We start from the raw sequence: 18554 nt of genomic DNA, 5'->3' as shown, positions 1-18554 counted from the left end.
TGACTATAATGCACCCATTTGTCTAGACCATTTTTTTCAAAGTGATCCGATTTTTAAAATGAATATGTTGATAAATACGTCGACACACATTTAAAGTATTTATCAATATATTCATTTACTGTTTATGATAATAAAGATCAGCAGGAACTTTATAATGTAGAGTCTGATGTCGCCTTCTATAGTTATACCAAGCAACAAAATCATTTATTATAAGATTTAAATCTCTGATACTATTTGGTCTATAATAATATATAGCTTCTTGCTTTAAAGTTCTCCATAAGCGCTCAACAAATATATTGTCGAAGCAACGTCCTTTATGGTCCATACTGATTTTAATATTAGCACGCTCTAATTCCATAATAAAGTTGTAGCTAGTAAACTGCACCCCCTGATCACTATTAAAAATCTCAGGTTTACCTTGTTTTAGAGCTTCTTTGAGAGTATAAAGGCAAAATCCAGCATCGAGATATGGTGATAATGAATGAGCAATAATATAGCGACTATACAAGTCCATTATTGCCACAAAATAGATAAACTTACCTTCTACCATAATATATGTTATATCAGTAGCCCATACCTGATTAACTCTACAAATAATCAAATCTTTGAGTAAATAAGGATATATTTTATGCTTTTTTTCTTTAATACTTGTATTACATCTTTTTCTACAATACAGCCCACTAATCTTCATTTTTTTCATAATTCTTAAGATTTTTTTGTGATTGACTACTACTCCACTCGCTATGATTTCAGCAGTAATTTTACGATATCCATAACGGCAATCAGAAGCCAAATATACTTCTTGAATCAAATTTGCTACTTCACTTTCGTTATTAATTATAGGCCTATAATATAGGCTAGATCTGCAAATCCCCAATAAATCAGCCTGTTTCCTAATTGACAGATCAGAATCTTTTTCTATAAACCTTACTCTATCTTTTTTGCTTATTTCAGTAATTTTTTTTTCAAATAGCTATTTTCCACTGTCAATTCTCCTATTACTTTATGTAAACTTTCTATTTCTTGCGCTAAGATTCTTTGTTTTCTCGCACTTTCACTTTCTTCAACAAATAGGTCTTTTAACCTTGCCAATACTCTATCACGCCAATCATATAGATTTGTTGATGGTATTTTATATTCACTACATATCTCAGCTGTGCTTTTTTGATTTTTTATTGCTTCCAAAGCTATCTTTGCTTTTAACTCTGGTTCATATTTTTTTGTTGCCATACTTTTACCCCTTTACCTTCCTACTCGGATCAACCATTTTTTTTTGGTCTAGTTTATGGGGTGCATTATAGTACCTGTTGATATAGATGAACTTATATTAGCAAGTGGACTTTCTACCAACATAGCTCTAATGGCTCTTTTGGAACTAGAGTTGGAAAACAAAATAGAGCGTTCACCGGGAAATAAAATATCGTTAATTTTCTAAGCTATAAGCCCACAACCGTACGAACATTGTGATTTGAGTTCACCAAGAAAGATGTCATTCCAGCGCGCGACGCTGGAATCCAGCCTTTATTATTTGGTTGAAATTAAGTCTTCTGGATCCCAGTGTCACTCTGACAACCGACATCTCGCTACGTGTTAGCGGATACCGTGACGTTATGACGAGGGATACGCGTTAGCGGAATCTGCTGAGACGCCCGTGATAGCCCTATTCCTATAGTAAGTAATTCCCTTTTATCTACTTTTAGAATTGATAAGAGAAAATTTTTTCTCAACTTGTTGTATAACTTTATAAAAGTGATCAAAATCTAAGCTTGCACTACCAATTAAAACTCCTAATAAATTTGGAATACTGAGCAAGTTTTCTATATTTTCTGAGCTGACTGAGCCACCATATATAATGTGTTTTTTACCAGTACAAAATTTTATTATCTCTATCACCTCAGCAATTGCGTCATTATTTGGCACATTTCCTGTTCCTATTGCCCATATCGGTTCGTATGCTATGGTATATTCACCTTGTGTTGGCAAACGGTTTTTGCATTGATATTCTATTACTTCTTTTGTTTTTTTATTTTTATAATCTTCTAAATTTTCACCTACACAGATGATTGGGTGTAATCCTGATTCTATTGCTGTTTTCGATTTGAGTTTTATTTCACTATCTTTTTCATGAGCCCTTTCAGAATGTCCAAGTATTACGTAACTACATCCTAGTTCCTTCAACATTCCTGCACTAATTTCACCTGTGTAAGAACCGAACTCTTTATGATGGCAATTCTGTCCTCCTATTTTAATATTATTGTTCAACTCTATACTGCTTGGAAATGATGTAAAAGGAGGGCAAATTACTAATTTAGAGGTAATTTCGTTGCTCTTGTTGTTAAGTTTGCCTATAAAGTCAACAAATGAAGAACGTGTTCCATTCATTTTCCAATTTGCTACTATTAAAAAGGACATCAACTTTACTTGTATGGATAAGAGTGCCGGCTGTCGGACTTGAACTGACAACCTACTGATTACAAGTCAGTTGCTCTACCAATTGAGCTAAGCCGGCATTAAATACACTAACAATATACAATTATTGATGAATTTTCGTCAACTAATTTTTAAAATACTGCATACTAAGATCATATGAAAAAATTTTCACTGAAGCCAAAAAAGAGTCTAGGGCAAAATTTTATTTTATCGAATGAGATAACAAAAAGAATAGTTGCCTTAGCTGGTAGCCTGAAAGATTTTAATGTTATTGAAATTGGTCCTGGGTATGGTGCGTTAACAAGAGAAATATTAGCGTATAATCCAAAGTTTCTACTTTCTATAGAAAAAGATAGTAGTTTAGTGAAACATCACGAACAATTGCTAAATGAGCATCAGGGAAAATATAGAATTATAGAAGCGGATGCACTTAATGTTGTAGAAAAAGAGCTGGTAGAATGTCCAGTCAAAGTCATTGCTAACTTGCCTTACAATATCTCAGTAGCGTTATTTTTAAAGTGGTTAAATAATATAAAATTTTTTACGAGTTTGACGTTAATGTTCCAAAAGGAGGTAGCAGAGCGTATTACAGCAGAACCTAGTTCTAAAGATTATGGTTCCCTATCAGTGCTAAGCCAGTTACTATGCGACATAAAAAAGGAATTTGATATTGAACCTAAGGAATTTTTTCCAAGACCAAAAGTATATTCTTCAGTAATTACAGTAAAACCTTTACCCACTCCAAGATTTGCAGTAAATTTAGAAACCTTAACAAAGCTAACACGTGCTGTGTTCGCTCAAAGAAGAAAGATGCTGAGAAATAGCTTGCAAAGTATAACTAGTGATGTCTCAACTACTCTTGAGAATGCTAAACTGAGTGGAGACGAACGTCCAGAAAGCTTAACTATTGAGCAGTTCTGTTTGCTAGCAAATAATGTAATTTTGCGATAAATATATTAGGAGCTACATACCTCTTCTATCCTATTTTGATCTAAAAATAGCTGTAGCCAGGCTAATTTTGCAAAAGCTCTATTGCAATTTCATTAATTGGCGTATAAGCTTTAAATAAAGCATATGAAAAAAATGGAAGCTTGTTATTCGTTTGACGATGTACTTCTCTTACCGGCCTATTCTGATGTATTGCCTCGTGATGCAGACACAAGAACTTATCTAACAAATAATATAGAACTAAATATCCCTCTCATATCCTCTGCAATGGACACTGTCACTGAATCAGGTTTTGCAATAGCTATTGCCCAACATGGTGGAATAGGTTGCATACATAAGAATTTATCAATAGATGAACAAGTGTTAGAAGTAAGAAGGGTGAAAAAATATGAAAGCTGGATCGTGTATAACCCAATTACAATTTCCCCAGATAAAACGGTTGCAGAAGCAGTTTCATTAATGAGAGAGTATAATTATTCCGGAATTCCTGTAGTTGATCAACGCAAGTTAGTGGGAATTTTAACTAATCGAGATGTGAGGTTTATTGAAGACCAGAACATGAATATAAAAGTTTCCGAGGTAATGACAAAAGATAAGTTAGTAACAGTTCGAGAGCAGGCAGTAAACAGCGCCTCAGCAATGAAATTGTTGCATGCAAATAGAATAGAGAAGCTTTTGGTTGTTGATGAAAATTCTTGTTGCATAGGTCTAATCACAGTTAAAGACATCGAAAAATACAATAGATATCCAAATTCATGTAAAGACAGTAAAGGTCGACTCAGAGTTGCCGCTGCAATTGGTACTGGTAAAAAAGACGGTATAGAAAGATGTGAAGCTTTGATCGAAGAAGAAGTTGATGTGGTTATTGTAGATACCGCTCACGGTCATTCCCAGAACGTTATCAGCACTATTAAGGAAATAAAAAAGATGTATCCGAATACTCAATTAATCGGTGGAAATATCACAACAAAAGAGGCTGCTGAAGCGTTGATTGATGCTGGTGTTGATGCAGTGAAGGTTGGAATAGGGCCAGGGTCAATTTGTACTACCAGAATAGTTACAGGTGTTGGTATGCCACAATTCTCTGCGATCAAGAATATTGCAGAGGTTTGTAAAGAAAAAGAAGTCAGACTAATTGCTGATGGTGGAATAAAATATTCGGGAGATGTTGCAAAAGCTATTGCAGCTGGTGCTGATACTGTGATGATAGGTTCAATCTTTGCTGGTACTGAGGAAAGCCCAGGTGAGATTATCATGTATAAGGGTAGAGCATATAAGGAATATCGAGGAATGGGATCTATTAGTGCAATGAAACGAGGGTCAGCTAGCCGTTATTTTCAAGATTCAAAACTTGATTTAGTCCCACAAGGAGTAGAAGCAAGAGTTCCTTTTAAAGGTCCAGCTTCAGGAGTGATCTGTCAGTTAATTGGTGGGTTGCAAGCTGCAATGGGCTACACTGGCAACCGTAATATAGAAGAGATGAAAAAAAACTGCAAATTTATCACTATTACTTCATCAGGATTAAGAGAAAGTCATGCTCATGATATAATCATTACACAGGAAGCTCCAAATTACGCTTACCAAGCATCTAATTTATCATCTGATTCAGAGTAGATACAATCCCCTTCTGAGGGTGTCATTTCAACACTGGTACACAATTGTATAAACATAGCTTTTTTGCTCCATCAGAATTGGCTTACTTTTAGTGATTCATGGAGTTAAAAAAGTCAGCATTGCTCTTTGTTAAAAGTAGTTTGTCACGTAAAAACTCCATTGCTTCAACAGACCCCATAGGATTAAGTATCCTACGCAATACCCATATTTTATTTAGTATGGCCTTATCAACTAATAGCTCTTCCTTCCTTGTTCCGGATTTTGTAATATCAATAGCAGGGAATATACGTTTATCAGCAAGTTTTCTATCTAGTATAATTTCAGCATTACCTGTGCCTTTAAACTCTTCAAAAATAACATCATCCATTTTTGAACCAGTTTCTATAAGGGCTGTAGCGATGATTGTCAAAGAACCACCATTTTCAATATTACGAGCTGCTCCAAAAAAGCGTTTTGGTCTTTGCAGCGCATTTGAATCTACACCGCCGGTTAGAACCTTTCCAGACGAAGGAATGACTGCATTATAAGCACGTGCAAGACGAGTTATAGAATCAAGCAAAATCACTACATCTTTTTTGTGTTCAACCATTCTTTTAGCTTTTTCTATTACTATTTCAGCAAGTTGGACATGACGGTAGGCAGGTTCATCAAATGTAGAGCTTACCACTTCACCCTTTACAGAGCGTATCATATCTGTCACCTCTTCGGGTCTTTCATCTATAAGTAATACTATTAGTTCTATTTCAGGATGATTTGTAGCTATAGAGTGAGCCATTTGCTGAAGCAATATCGTTTTTCCTGTACGAGGTGGAGCAACTATCAATGCTCTTTGTCCTTTTCCAAGAGGTGTAACTATATCTACAGCACGCATGTTTATATCTTTTTTATTATCTCCGCTACTGTTGTTTTCAAGGATGAGGCTTTTTTCAGGATAAAGTGGAAGCAAATTATCAAAATGTACGTACTTTCTTAATTCACTGATTTCAGTAGAGTTTATACTGTGAACCTTAGTTAAAGTAAAATATCTTTCCTTATCACCAGGTGGCCTTATTTCTCCACATGCCATATCTCCTGTACGTAAATTAAACTTCTTTATTTGGCCATTGGAAATATAAACATCATCGGTACTTGGAGCATAATTTGCACTTGATGAACGTAAGAAGCCAAAACCATCAGGCAATATTTCCACTACTCCACTTCCTGTGGTTATGCCTCCTTCTTCACTCATTTTCTTCATTAAACTGAATATCATTTCCTGTTTTAGCATCCTGCCATTGCCTTTACCACTAGTTGAAATTTTTCTTTCTTCAGCTAGCTCTAACAATTCTTCTGCTGTTTTTTCTTTCAATTCGCTCAGGTCCAATGTTTTCTTGTGTTTTTCAGCACCTTCACTGGTTATTTGTTTTACTGCGTTAGCATTATGAATTTGTTCACTTTTTTCAGGTTGATCTACAACCTTTTCTTTTGCTAAGACATCTTCATTGATTGTTGTCATAATCCTCCAAAAATTTTAATTGATGCTTACTAACCTAAAATGTGACTATAAAACAATAAATCAGGCTGAGCTAGTTTTTAGTGCGTATTTAGGTTTAATTATTAAACTAGATACTTTACTTACATTATACTGATAAAAACTAACAAGTCAAGTCAATTTAATGTTAACAAAGTACAAGAATTTGAGAATCATCAATAGCTATTATTTATATTTTTTAATCTTTGTTTCTTCTCTTCTTCTATTTCCGCTCTTTCTACTTCCACTTCTAAATTTTCCTGGCTACATAAACCAAGTAGTACAGGATCTTGAGGTTTGATATTGAGCATGTTATGATGAGATCTATCTCTTACCTGCTTAACTGTGTAATTTGTTGTACTAACTAGCTTAGCTATAACATGATTGTTCAAGATAGGAAATTTTCTTACCAAATAACAAATTGCATTAGGTTTATTTCTACGCCTTGCTGTAGAAGGAAAGCCAAGAATGCTAACCGTCTTTGCCCTTTTTTTTATATTTTTTATAATCAAATTTGGTACACGATTTGGATTTTTTTTGCAATCATCGATTTCTTTTTCAGTAATTATTTCAGAAATAATAGGGTCATACTTTTCAACTTCTATTTCCTCATCAGCTATGTCTTGTACTTTTTCAAGGGATAACTTGCAACATTTTGCTATTTGATCAAAAGTTAAGCTAGTGTTATCAACCAACCAAGCAGCTACTTGCATGAGAAATTGTTCATTTCTATCTTTATTGTCTTTAGAAGATTCCATTGACATCGAAAAAACATCTCCCATTTTAATATTCCTTTACTGTTATAGAAATAAAATATAAACCATTAAAACTAAAAAAGCATTAACTTTGTCATCCAATGGCTTTTTAGTTTATATTTCTCATCCCTTAGGTTAATATAAGCTCCCATTTAATTTAATATACTGCAATATTACACATATTAGCTAATTTGTTAATAGATTTACAAAGATTAAATTATTGCTATTCTAAATTTAAGTGTTAGTTAACTGAGTTTACAATGAGTATTAGAAATTTTTTTACCAAGGCAATCGTTCTCCTTTTAGTTTGCTTATTAATCTTTATGGGGATTGGCAATCTTTTATCAAATGATGATGAAAGGAAAGAATTAGCTAAAGTAGGAAAGGAAGTGATAACATCAGATGAATATAAATTACTATATCAAAATTATGAAAAGCAAATTTCTGGATCTGATATAAGTAAAGAACAAGTAAAAAAGCTGAAATATGATTTACTTAACGCACTTATAGAGCAAAAACTATTGTTTAACCTAATTAGCGAACTTGGATTAAAAGTTGGAGAAGAATCTATCAAAAGCCATATAAAAAATACCAAGTACTTTCAGGACGATAAAGGAGAATTTGACCATAATAAATTCCATCAAACTCTAAATAGCCTGCATATAACAGAAAAGGAATATATAGAAAAACTAGAGAAAATCCTGCCTGCAATGATGTTCATGACTTCGTTATTTAAAGATAATTATCCGATAACTTTTGGTGAGAGTGTTGATGAGCAGATATACAAAAATCGCTACCAAACTAGAGTAATTGATATTGTTAAAATAACTGGGGATGCAATTACAAACGTTCCTGAACCAGATGATCAAGCCTTACTTGATTTGTATGAAAGAAATAAGTCCAATTTTTATTACCCTGAGTATCGAACTGCGCAATACATTTCTCTGGATCAAAAATATTTTGAAGATCAAATCAGAATTTCAGATGAAGAGGTTGATAGTATAATAGAACATCAGGAACTTAAAAATCAAAGAGACATATTCAATGTGATATTTCCTACCAAAGAAAAAGCTGAAATAGCAAGAAGAGCGCTTGAAGAAAGTAAAGCAAGCTTTGAAGACATAATAGAAGAGTTCAGTAAAGTAAAACTTGAAGAAACCAGAGTAAATAATATAACTAAGGATTTCTTACCTGAAAATATGAGAGAAAAGGTATTTGCTCTCAAAACAGGTGAAGTAAGTGAAGTTTTAACAAGCAATTTTGGATGGCACGTAATAAAGGTAGAAAGCATACATCAAATCTCTGATGAAGACTTGGTTGATTTAAAAAAAGACATAAGGTCAGTTTTAACCAATCAAAAGTCTTTTGAAAAAGTCAATGATTTCATAAATCAAGTGAATTATAAGATATACAATGGTGCAACGATTGAAGAAATCTCCAATAATTACAATTTACCTATACAAACCATTGGTCCAGTAGATGCTAGTGGAAAAGACCAAAGTGGTAATGAAGTAGGAAATTTCAGTGATTTCATTTCTTTCATTTTTTCACGCGAGAAAGATCAGAAGAGTTATTTTAAGGGTGTTGGAGATACTGTTGTTGGTGTAAAAATCACTGATATTATTCCTCCTAAATTACAAAGTTTTGAAGAAAGTAGGGAATCAGCCATAAAGCTTTGGCATAGTGAATTTATAAAAGAAAAAATGTTTAAAATGGGACAAGAAGTAGCAGTTCAACTAAGAGAAAAGACAGATTTGGAAGAAATGCAAGGTATAAAATTGGTTAAAGGCCAGCAAATACAACGCAATGAACAAAACTACCCTTTTTCTTTCATAGAAGAAATTTTCAATATGAAAACAACTAATTCGGTAACAGATCCTATTCAATACAATAATGAAATTATAATAGGCGTTCTAAAAGAAATGCATTCATCAAATGGTAAATTAAACATGCTTGACACCGGAAAACGTGTGATGATATCGCTAAAGGAACAGTTAATTAGCTATCTAAAATCAAAGTATAGAGTAGAAGTTAATCATGCTATGATTGATGATATATAAAAAAGTTTATTATCTTCCTTTTATGAGTGATTGGAGGGGCTATATTGTATTTTTAGGTAAAAGAGGTACAATTAGTTTGACTTGAGCTGTTTATTGTATTTAAATTGTAATTAATATATGAACAAAGGTTGACATGGCAGTTAAAATAAGGTTAGCAAGGTTTGGGGCAAAGAAACGTCCTTTTTATAGGATAGTTGTAGCCGACTCACGAGCACCAAGAGATGGACGCTTTATTGAGAGAATAGGACAATATGATCCAATGTTGCCAAAAGACAATAAAAATCGTGTTGTGGTAAAAGCTGATAGATTAAAACATTGGCTAAGTGTAGGAGCGCAAGCAACTGAAAGGGTAATGTGGTTCATTAAAAAAGGCATAGTAGATTTAGAAACAGAATCGAAAAAAATAGAAAAGAAAAAAGTTGAGAAAGTACAAGGGCAAGAAGCATAAGTCCTCTTAAATGCTAAACACTGATTTAACAAAAAGTAGTAAATTAGATGATATTGTATCTTCTGATTTATTGGCTATGAATGACTTTATCTTCAAAAATGTCAATGATGAAGGTACTAAGCTTGCTACCGATATTACATCTCATCTTATTAATTCAGGAGGAAAAAAGATAAGGCCTAAGCTCATTTTTATTATATGTAAAATGCTGAATTACTCTGGAGAGAGTAGGGTCAACATTGCTGCATCGGTAGAATTTATACACAACGCTACTTTACTTCATGATGATGTGCTTGATGAAAGTAAGTCACGCCATGGAGTTGCAACAGCAAATAAAATTTGGGGGAATAAATCAAGCATTTTAGTTGGTGATCTATTATTGACCTTAGCATTTAGATGGCTTATAGAATGTGGGAATTTAAGTGTTCTCTCTATTTTATCTAAGGCATCTAATTTGCTTGTCAAGGGTGAGATAAAGCAGATGACAACGCGTTTTGACCCTAACACAATTAGGAAAAATTATTTTAATATCATTGGAGAAAAGACAGCATCTTTATTTTCTGCATGCTGCGAGGCTGCATCAGTAGTATCTGGAGCCACAAGTGATGAAACAGAGAGGCTAAGGAATTTCGGGTTTAATTTTGGCATGGCATTCCAAATAATTGATGACGTGCTAGATTATACTGCTAATCAATGCACTTTAGGAAAGCAACTTGGAAAAGATTTCTTTGAAGGTAAAGTCACTTTACCTTCTATTATAGCATATGAAAAAGGCAGCTCATCAGAACAAAAATTCTGGGAGAAATCTTTTTCTTCAGCTAGACACAATTTTGACCAAGCATTACAATATATTAATCATCATAATGCCATTCATGTTTCTATGGAAGAAGCTAAACACTATATTAATATGGCGCAAAGTAATATTGATACTTTTTCTGATTCTCTTTATAAAACTGCTTTGATTGACTTTTTAAATGCAAGCATAGAAAGACAAGGATAGCTAACGCTTGATATTTTTAGATTGATTGTTATATATTTATTAAGTTTGTAAGGGTGAATGATATGTCAGATAGTAATAAAGAGAAAAAAAAGAAATTTGCAGATATGGTCAGTAAACGAAAAGGGGATGACCAAGAAGATCAGCAAACAGGTGATTTAAGTGAAGAGCTTAATATATTAAAAGAACGTGCAGTTCAGCTTGAAGATCATTTACGCCGTGCTGTTGCAGATAATGAAAACGTTAAACGTATAATGCAAAAGCAAATTAGCGATGCAAGTGATTATGCAGTCACAAAATTTGCACGTGATATGATCGACTCTTGTGACAATTTAAAAAAAGCAATGGAAAACTTGAAAGATGATGATCCTATTCATGAGGGAATAAAAGTGGCGCACCAAAAGATTGTGAGTGATCTAAAAAAACATGGAATAGAAGAAATAGATCCAATAGGTAACTCTTTTGACAGCAATTTACATCAAGCTGTTGTGGAAAGAGAAGATAATGAAAAAGAGCCTGGCACTATTGTAGAAGTACTACAAACTGGTTATACCATTAAAAATAGGTTGCTTCGTCCTGCAATGGTTATTCTTTCTAAAAAATCTGCTGATTGCGAAAGTAACTAATAAAACACTCAAGGTATGGAAGAAGTTGTCTTCTCAGGTATTCAGCCAAGTGGAGTATTACACTTGGGCAATTATCTTGGTGCAATTAAGCAGTGGATAGGGTTGCAGGATAAATATAAATCTCTTTTTTGTGTTGTTGATCTGCATGCAATCACAGCAAATAAGCTTCCCGCAAATGAATTAAAAAATAATATTTTTAAAGCAGCAGCAACTTATATTGCATGTGGAATAGATCCGGAAAAGTCGATTATTTTCAATCAATCCGCAGTTAGTGGTCATGCAGAATTGGGCTGGCTGCTAGGGTGCTATACACCAATTGGTTGGCTTAATCGTATGACTCAATTTAAAGATAAGGCTGGAAGCGATAGACAAAAAGCTTCTCTTGGGTTATATAGCTACCCAGTACTTATGGCTGCGGATATATTGCTGTATCAAACTAAATATGTTCCTGTTGGCGATGATCAAAAACAGCATTTAGAACTTGCACGTGATATTGCATCAGCTTTTAACAATCATTATAAATGTAGTCATTTCATCATACCTGAAATCTTAACTTTGGATTGTACATCAAGGATAATGAGCTTAAGAGATGGAGCAAGCAAGATGAGCAAATCTGATTCTTCAGAATACTCATGCATTAACCTTGACGATACAGATGACTTGATTGTCAGGAAAATAGAAAAAGCAAAAACAGATTCAATTCTAGGCTTTGATTTTGCTACTTTAAAGTGCCGTCCAGAAGTAAACAATTTGGTAAACATTTATTCAGTGCTTAGTGATTTAAATGTGGAAAAAGTGTGTGAAGAAGTGAATAAACATGATATGAAACACTTTAAAAAAGAGTTAGCTGGCTTAATCATCAGTGTTATATCACCCATACGTGAGAAGATGAACGGTCTTTTGGCGGATCAGCTCCATTTACATAAAATATTAAAAGAAGGTGCAGAAAAAGCAGCAGAGATTGCAAATAACAATATAAAAGAGATCAAGGATATTATAGGGTTTGTTCAATAAGTTACAACTATTTCTTCCCATGGCTTTCAAATCGTGCAGCTATTTTCTTTACACTAACATGAGTGAGAAGAGGTTTTTTACTAACCGGAAGTTTACAATCGGACTTTGCTGTTATGGGGTTCATTTTAGATCTTTTATTTCCTACCGGAAATGAGTGAGATTGGGAGGATGTTTTTTGCGATGGTGCAGGATCTTTCTTCATACCAATATCTGCTTGTGTTGCAGGGGTGGCTTTGCTCTTAGCAATTTGATTTTGCTCAAATTTTTCTACCATTGACTTTACTCTACCGTCCTTCTTGCTATTTACTTTTTCTTTTATAATAACCGCTTTTACTTCTGATGCTGCTTTATCAGCAGATTTTTTCAGGATTGGTTTACTTTCAGCTGATTTTTGCGAAGTCACTTCTACTATTATTGGTTTCGTGCTCACTTGTTGATCAACAATATCTAGCCTTTTAGGATTTGACAGTATTTCAGATTTATCTTCTTTAGTTTCTTGCCTAATTTCTTGATTGGTAGCGTTTAGCGCTGGTGGCTCTGGAGCTTGTCTCTTTTTATATCCTCTTCTTGTTCCTGCATTTTTCTTAGGTTTCGTTTTGTGAATTGGCTCCTCTTTAGGCAACTTTGAGTGCCGCGAATCTTTCGTTGACGCTTTACTCTTTTTCTCTTGATAATTTGATATTTCCTCATGTCCAGACTCTTCACTTAATGAACTTTCATAGCCTGAATCTTCAGGAGATACATTCTCTATTTCTGTTTTAAAGTGTACCTTTTTTGAGTCAGTAGGAGGTGGTGGAGGTGCCGTTGTTGGCCGTTTTATTTTCTTTTTTCCTGCCGGCTGTTTTCCTTTTTGCAGCTTGAAAGTATCTTCCTTCTGCTTTGATGTTGTTTTATTTTTTGAGCTTACTTCATATGATTTATGTTCTTTATTGTTTTTTCCACTCTGCTTCGAATCTAAAATTTCTTTAAGTCCTTTCTTGAATAGATTAATTGTACTTAAAATATTTGAGTACTCGGCTGCTTTTTCTATAGTGAAACCTGATAATTCATCACCAACAAAATTTTTTATGTCATTATCATTAGTTGGAATATCTTTTCCCAAGACTCTATCTAATATTCCTTTTAATGTTCCAATAAAACCGAGTGGCTTTGTGCTCAAAGGTTCTACATAATTATTCAAGTCACTATATATAACAAACTTAGCTACATCTTTTGCGTTGTTTGTAAAATTCTTCAGAGCTTGAGATAAATCTTTCAGTGTTTCATCATATTGTTCATTAATTTTTTTTGTATCCTTCAGCTTTATGACTCTTATCAAAGAATTGAGATTTTTATCATAATTGTCACTTTTAAATAGATCACTCATACCAATTACTGTTTATCGTTTACTCAAATATAAATTCAAAGTATTAAGACCGAGTAAATGTTATATGACTTATCCTCTGACTCATAAACGCTTGCACTCCTAGGTTCTGTAAACAAAATATACTGTGAGAAAATAAAGTAAAGAAAAAGTAGGAGAAATAAGGAAAAAGAGACCGTGAATAATATAGAGAAACTATCAATGGAATATTACATAGAAAAAAGAAAATGGGAACAAACTTTTGAATTCTTAAAGGGAGTCAAAGGAATACACAGCAAAAATGAGAAGAGGTTGAGAATATTTATGGAAGCGGTTTGGTATATGGTTCGGAGTGGCTGTAAGTGGCGTCTTTTGCCAGAAATTTACGGCAATTACAGGAGTATACATAGGAGGTTTAAAAGGTGGTGTGAAAAGGAAGTTTTGGCAAAAATATATGCAACAAAATCCAGATTTAGAAGTTGCGGTAATCGATGGAACGATAGTTCGAGCTCATGCTTGCTCTGCCTGATACAAAAAGGATTCCAAAGCTCTTAGGAAGGAATAAAGGTGGCTTTACTACTAAAATTCATGCATTTGTTGATGCATTGGGAAATCCTTTAAAATTTATACTTATACCAATTCTCATTGTTGTGGAGTCAAATAGGAAACAGAGCAGAGTTGTTTAATTGTAGAAGTAGCAAGAGAGGTAAGAAATTTGCATAAAGTGCTCTCAAGCAAAGCAATAGTACTGTATATTTTATTGCGCAAAATGTTCTGTTTTATATATAACCAAAGCCTCTCAACAGGATTAAGTTCAGGTGAATATGGAGGTAGGTATATAATCTCAATGTTTTTAGGTACCTTTAAATTTTTTGACTTATGCCAACTAGCACAGTCCATAACAAGAACAGCTTCTCTTGTCCCTAGATATTGCAACATTTGCTCAAGAAATATATTCATGCAATCAGTGTTAACATTTGGTGCAAATAAGCTAAAACTCTCTCCATTTTTAGGATTAACTGCACTGTAGAGATAAAAATTATGCCTACCTAACTTTATTTTAACCCGAGTTCTAGTACCTTTTTTAAACCATCCATGCCCAACTTTCGAATGTGTGCCAAACCTTGATTCATCAAAGAAAAATAGCTCTTTTTCAGGATACTTTCCAATAACTTCATTGAGATTTTTTTTTGAATTCCTCTTGTTTACTTTTATCTTGTACGTTGTGTACTGGTCTTGGTGTAATATATGAAAATTTCATCTTTTGCATATGGCGGTGTACTGTAGATTTGCTAATATTTAAGTCGAACTTTTCCTGTATTCTTATTCTCATTTCTTTAATGGTAATATTAGGGTTTTCTTCTATCCATGCTTCAATTTGCTGTAGTTGAGCCTGATTTAATTTAGTTTTTCTTCGGCGTGATCGAGGAGCAAACAGTTTTTCTTCTCTGCCAAATTTCAAGAGTTTTATCCACGAAGTTAGTGCCTTTCTTGAAATGCAATATATTTTTGCTACAGACGTTATACTGTACTTTTTTGCTGCAATTACAGCGTTTAGTTTTTTTGAAACATATGCATTATTCCTTACTTTCTTCAGCATCTCTTTTGCTGATTTTACTACTTCTTCATCCAATAATTTTGATCTGAGTGCCATTTATACCTAAACTATTTCACTTATTTCATTATGGCTTTTCTTCCATTATTGTCTATCTGTTTCCCGTGTAACGGGAATTGGTATTACTCCTGGCCAGAGGAATGAAATTACACAAGTTAATGAAAAATATCTATAACTCCACTATAGTGGCTGATAAAGGATATATGCTTTTGTTTGAGAGCAAAGGATGTGAAGTTGTGATTCCATCGAAAAGTGAAGAGCTTCTATGATAAGCATATTTATAAAGAACGGGAATGTTTTTTCAGTAAAATCAAAAATTCTATAGCTAACCGAAGTAAGATTTCCCCGAGCACTGAAAGACAAAATCAATAGCCGAATTAATATTGGGCCAAAAGCTTGGCAGCACTTGGGAATATTCAAAAAAGCATAAGCATCAAGTTAAGAGATTGCGAGCAAATTTAGGGAAGTTAAAGTAGATACTCTAGTTTTTCTGTACTTGTCTTTTAATGAAAATCATGACCAAGTTATTGTAATCTTTTTAAGAAAAATTTTCAAACTATTAACTCTATTCTTTAGTGCTAAAAATAACTCTCTAATCCGCCTTTTTAGCTCAATAAATGCCTTTGTTAAACTGAGTTCTGTATTCTTTTTTAATTTTGTACAACTCATGAAATATGAGAATTGCACATAATTTAGCATATAATTCACACAATACTCTGTGTGGCTTCCCTTTTAAGTCTTATGTAGCTCTTGTATAGTTTAAAAACAACTCAATTTGCCACCTTACTCTGTAATACTTGCTCAGCACTAATTTTATCCTCTGGAATATTAGTTTTGACCAGTTCAACAATTTCTGATTCCTTTTGGAAGATCATGTGATTTTGCCAATTTATTAGCTTTTCTTCTTCTGGCTAGAGACTGCTCTTCAGTTAATTTATGACATATCATTCTTACTCTAATCTTTGCTTCTTTTCCCAACAACACCTTCATTTCTAAAAATAGCTTGTCTCCTAAACATTCCAATAATTCCATTTTTTGATTTGTTTCTATAGCATATACATTGGTATCAACGACTTATAAAATAAGCTCCCGTTCCATTGATCTGTTTAAAAGAACTTGAACCAAGGTCAGATATTAGCAACTTCTCCCTATAACCTTCTTACTCCCTCCGTTATGTTAAGTTGATCCAATGTCTGATTTAGGTAATCAAAAACTAATTTTAACTTTATTCCACACTTAGTGTTACTCTCATAACCTTTGTCCATAACCTTTATATAGATTTTCCATGCTGTTAGGCAAAGCTACTATCCAATGCTTTTAAATTGCTGCAAGATTCTACAATCAATTTGCAGGGTATTTTAAATAAAGCCATTGTACATTCTTTTCATAAATTCTACTGCTTCTTTAGTAAACCTGAAATCTAAACCCTGTTTCGTTATTATCACAGATTCTTCATTTAATAATTGGCACATTGTATCTATGATTCAGTTTGTAACCCCTATATTACCCAAAATTATAGCTTTTATGAATCATCAATTACTCAATTTTCTTTTCCTTTTCTGTTTCAATTATTTGCCATTTCATTGAAAAATTTGTTGAGGTAATTTGATAAGCAAGTTATTTTATTCATCATTAGTTCTCTCACTAAAATATATCCGAGAGAATTTTATATCTTCTTATCCTATCTTCTTCATACCTTTATTTCCTTAACTTGACCCTTATGCTTCAAAAAACTGCGTCAAAGCGAGAAGTAAAAATAAAATAGAAACAAAAAATGGAGATTTGACATGAGTCAAGTAAATGGAACTACTGGATTGGTAGACTATAAAGAATTAGAAACAAATATTCTATCATCTATACGGGACCATTGATGGGGAGAGATGGTAACAAGGCTACTGGAAGCGAGTCTGGAAGGTACCATTTACCCACTGAAAGAGAAGAGAAGAAACGGAAAAAACTTTGAGGACAAATATTTGAACTTTTGACACCAAGAGATAGAGAGCGAACCACAGATAGTGAAAAAAAAGGTAAACAACTGAACTTGAGGCAAAAAATATCTGCAGCAGAGATATCTGGAATTACAGATAAATTACTACCTATAATCAATGAATGGTGTAGTCGTCCACTACAATCAATATATCCGATAGTATTCATGATTTTTTAAGGTGAAAGAAGACGGTTGTTGTGTAAGTAAGTGCATGTATAACATATTGGGTATAGATCAAGAAGGCAAAAAGGATGTATTGGGTTTTTATTTGGCTGAAAGAGAAGTTCTGGTTGGGGGTATTAAATGAGCTAAAAGAAAGAGGAGTAGAGGATATTCTAATAGCTTGTATTAAAAAGTTTTCCTGCTGCTATAAATAGCTAAAGCAGAAATGTATAGTACATCAGATAAGAAATTTACTGAAGCAGCAAAAACTTTCATAAGTGATCTGAAGAAAGTATATCAGGCTTCAAGCAGAGAAATTGCTGAAAATTATTTACTCGAGCTGATGGAGCGAAAAATATCCTTTGGTCATAAAATCGTGGCAAAACAATTGGGAAAATTTATTTTAAGTATTTCGGGCCAGTTAGGCGGCTCCACTAATCCTATCGAGGAGACATTTACTAAAACCAAAGGTTCATTTACCAGCTTGTACAAGTTGGTATATTGTGCTATAAGGAAGGTGGAGGAAAAGTGCTGTACATATTAACTATATCTCAGCTCAACATTTTCTTTCTCCACAGATTGAAAATTGAGTTGAACTAAAAATTCGCTTTGACGCAGTTTTTTGAACATTACCAGCTCAAGAGGGCTTAGAGTGGAACTAAAATGCATGGGCTTGTTGACGCGCGTAATTAATTTCTTTTTTTTAAGTTAATTAATGTTAACAAGCCACGTCTGCCTGTAATCATGTTAATACCAAAATATAATGTAAGAGAAGAAATGAGCAGGGCTATGGTTAAATACAACAATTTTTGTTTCTTTCTAACCATGCTTCCATATGAAAAACATATGACATAAAAAGGCAAACAAAAAGCTAAGAACCTTGACGCGCTTTACATCTTGGCTTTACCTTATTTATAATATAAACTTTACCACCCCTTTTCACAACTTTACAATTTTTATCTCTGTTACGATGAGATTTTAGTGACCCTTTAACTTTCATATCTATAGTAAGAATAGAATTACCTTACATTATGATCACTGACAGAGAG

At 33.4% G+C, this 18554-nt stretch carries 15 protein-coding genes, 1 tRNA gene and 3 pseudogenes; 10 read left to right on the top strand and 9 right to left on the bottom strand.

Annotation, left to right across the window (positions count from 1 at the left end):
• Positions 1-115: 115 nt before the first annotated feature.
• Positions 116-1230, bottom strand: a protein-coding gene (locus OOK99_RS04230) for an IS3-like element ISWpi17 family transposase (protein WP_214303219.1) whose coding sequence is annotated in 2 segments (ribosomal slippage) — positions 116-957 and positions 957-1230 — 1116 coding nt in all. Because the reading frame shifts where the segments join, the coding sequence is not laid out codon by codon here.
• A 70-nt stretch (positions 1231-1300) separates the two neighbouring features.
• Between OOK99_RS04230 and OOK99_RS04225 the strand changes: the two are divergent.
• Positions 1301-1435, top strand: a pseudogene (locus OOK99_RS04225) (DprA-like winged helix domain-containing protein); the annotation flags it as partial.
• Between the two features lie 251 nt (positions 1436-1686).
• Here OOK99_RS04225 and OOK99_RS04220 read toward each other — a convergent pair.
• Positions 1687-2412, bottom strand: a complete 726-nt coding sequence (locus tag OOK99_RS04220) for a triosephosphate isomerase (protein WP_143689714.1) — start codon at positions 2410-2412, stop codon at positions 1687-1689.
• Between the two features lie 24 nt (positions 2413-2436).
• Positions 2437-2509 (bottom strand) — tRNA-Thr (locus OOK99_RS04215).
• 77 nt (positions 2510-2586) lie between these two features.
• Here OOK99_RS04215 and rsmA point away from each other — a divergent pair.
• Together rsmA and guaB are read left to right on the top strand one after the other, a co-directional pair.
• Positions 2587-3381, top strand: coding sequence for a 16S rRNA (adenine(1518)-N(6)/adenine(1519)-N(6))-dimethyltransferase RsmA (gene rsmA, locus OOK99_RS04210; RefSeq protein WP_264331263.1), 795 nt, complete (start codon positions 2587-2589; stop codon positions 3379-3381).
• 123 nt (positions 3382-3504) lie between these two features.
• Positions 3505-4992, top strand: a complete 1488-nt coding sequence (guaB, locus tag OOK99_RS04205) for an IMP dehydrogenase (protein ID WP_264337181.1) — start codon at positions 3505-3507, stop codon at positions 4990-4992.
• Positions 4993-5080: 88 nt separating this feature from the next.
• Here the strand turns inward: guaB and rho are convergent, their stop codons facing one another.
• Together rho and OOK99_RS04195 are read right to left on the bottom strand one after the other, a co-directional pair.
• Positions 5081-6487, bottom strand: a complete 1407-nt coding sequence (gene rho / locus OOK99_RS04200; RefSeq protein WP_264719480.1) for a transcription termination factor Rho — start codon at positions 6485-6487, stop codon at positions 5081-5083.
• A gap of 191 nt (positions 6488-6678) precedes the next feature.
• On the bottom strand, positions 6679-7284 hold the full coding sequence (locus OOK99_RS04195) for a cell cycle transcriptional regulator TrcR (protein WP_264719479.1): 606 nt from the start codon (positions 7282-7284) through the stop codon (positions 6679-6681).
• Between the two features lie 233 nt (positions 7285-7517).
• Between OOK99_RS04195 and OOK99_RS04190 the strand changes: the two genes are divergently transcribed.
• The 5 genes from OOK99_RS04190 to trpS all read left to right on the top strand — a co-directional run bounded on the left by OOK99_RS04190 (position 7518) and on the right by trpS (position 12399).
• Positions 7518-9317 (top strand): peptidylprolyl isomerase, encoded by a 1800-nt coding sequence (locus tag OOK99_RS04190; RefSeq protein ID WP_264719478.1) that lies wholly within the window; start codon positions 7518-7520, stop codon positions 9315-9317.
• Between the two features lie 133 nt (positions 9318-9450).
• The gene (rpsP, locus tag OOK99_RS04185) at positions 9451-9765 is read left to right on the top strand and encodes a 30S ribosomal protein S16 (protein WP_006015540.1); all 315 of its coding nucleotides are present in this window, start codon (positions 9451-9453) and stop codon (positions 9763-9765) included.
• 10 nt (positions 9766-9775) lie between these two features.
• The gene (locus tag OOK99_RS04180; RefSeq protein WP_264719476.1) at positions 9776-10762 is read left to right on the top strand and encodes a polyprenyl synthetase family protein; all 987 of its coding nucleotides are present in this window, start codon (positions 9776-9778) and stop codon (positions 10760-10762) included.
• A 62-nt stretch (positions 10763-10824) separates the two neighbouring features.
• The gene (locus tag OOK99_RS04175; protein WP_010402249.1) at positions 10825-11385 is read left to right on the top strand and encodes a nucleotide exchange factor GrpE; all 561 of its coding nucleotides are present in this window, start codon (positions 10825-10827) and stop codon (positions 11383-11385) included.
• Positions 11386-11400: 15 nt separating this feature from the next.
• The gene (gene trpS, locus OOK99_RS04170) at positions 11401-12399 is read left to right on the top strand and encodes a tryptophan--tRNA ligase (protein WP_264719474.1); all 999 of its coding nucleotides are present in this window, start codon (positions 11401-11403) and stop codon (positions 12397-12399) included.
• 7 nt (positions 12400-12406) lie between these two features.
• Here trpS and OOK99_RS04165 read toward each other — a convergent pair whose 3' ends face one another.
• On the bottom strand, positions 12407-13765 hold the full coding sequence (locus OOK99_RS04165; RefSeq protein ID WP_264719473.1) for a hypothetical protein: 1359 nt from the start codon (positions 13763-13765) through the stop codon (positions 12407-12409).
• Between the two features lie 198 nt (positions 13766-13963).
• Between OOK99_RS04165 and OOK99_RS07095 the strand changes: the two genes are divergently transcribed.
• Complete coding sequence (locus tag OOK99_RS07095) at positions 13964-14296, top strand: transposase (protein ID WP_406719261.1); 333 nt, start codon at positions 13964-13966, stop codon at positions 14294-14296.
• Positions 14297-14383: 87 nt separating this feature from the next.
• Here the strand turns inward: OOK99_RS07095 and OOK99_RS04160 are convergent.
• Together OOK99_RS04160 and OOK99_RS04155 are read right to left on the bottom strand one after the other, a co-directional pair.
• Positions 14384-15395 (bottom strand): IS630 family transposase gene (locus tag OOK99_RS04160; RefSeq protein ID WP_264719384.1). Its coding sequence is split into 2 segments (ribosomal slippage): positions 14384-14932 and positions 14934-15395, totalling 1011 coding nucleotides; the frame shifts between segments, so codons are not numbered across the junction.
• A 399-nt stretch (positions 15396-15794) separates the two neighbouring features.
• Positions 15795-16986 (bottom strand): annotated as a pseudogene (locus OOK99_RS04155) (IS4 family transposase).
• A gap of 157 nt (positions 16987-17143) precedes the next feature.
• On the opposite strand from OOK99_RS04155, the pseudogene OOK99_RS04150 reads away from it, so the two are divergent.
• Positions 17144-18105 (top strand): annotated as a pseudogene (locus OOK99_RS04150) (IS256 family transposase).
• Between the two features lie 271 nt (positions 18106-18376).
• Here OOK99_RS04150 and ykgO read toward each other — a convergent pair.
• A complete protein-coding gene (ykgO, locus tag OOK99_RS04145) occupies positions 18377-18505 on the bottom strand; it encodes a type B 50S ribosomal protein L36 (RefSeq protein ID WP_006015378.1) in 129 nt (42 codons plus the stop codon).
• Between the last annotated feature and the right edge of the window lie 49 nt (positions 18506-18554).

Origin of the sequence: Wolbachia endosymbiont (group B) of Eucosma cana (assembly GCF_947250645.1) — a bacterium.
Taxonomy (GTDB): Bacteria; Pseudomonadota; Alphaproteobacteria; order Rickettsiales; family Anaplasmataceae; genus Wolbachia.
The sequence above is the reverse complement of the archived record's forward strand: the minus strand, read 5'-3'. Positions and strand labels throughout refer to the sequence as shown.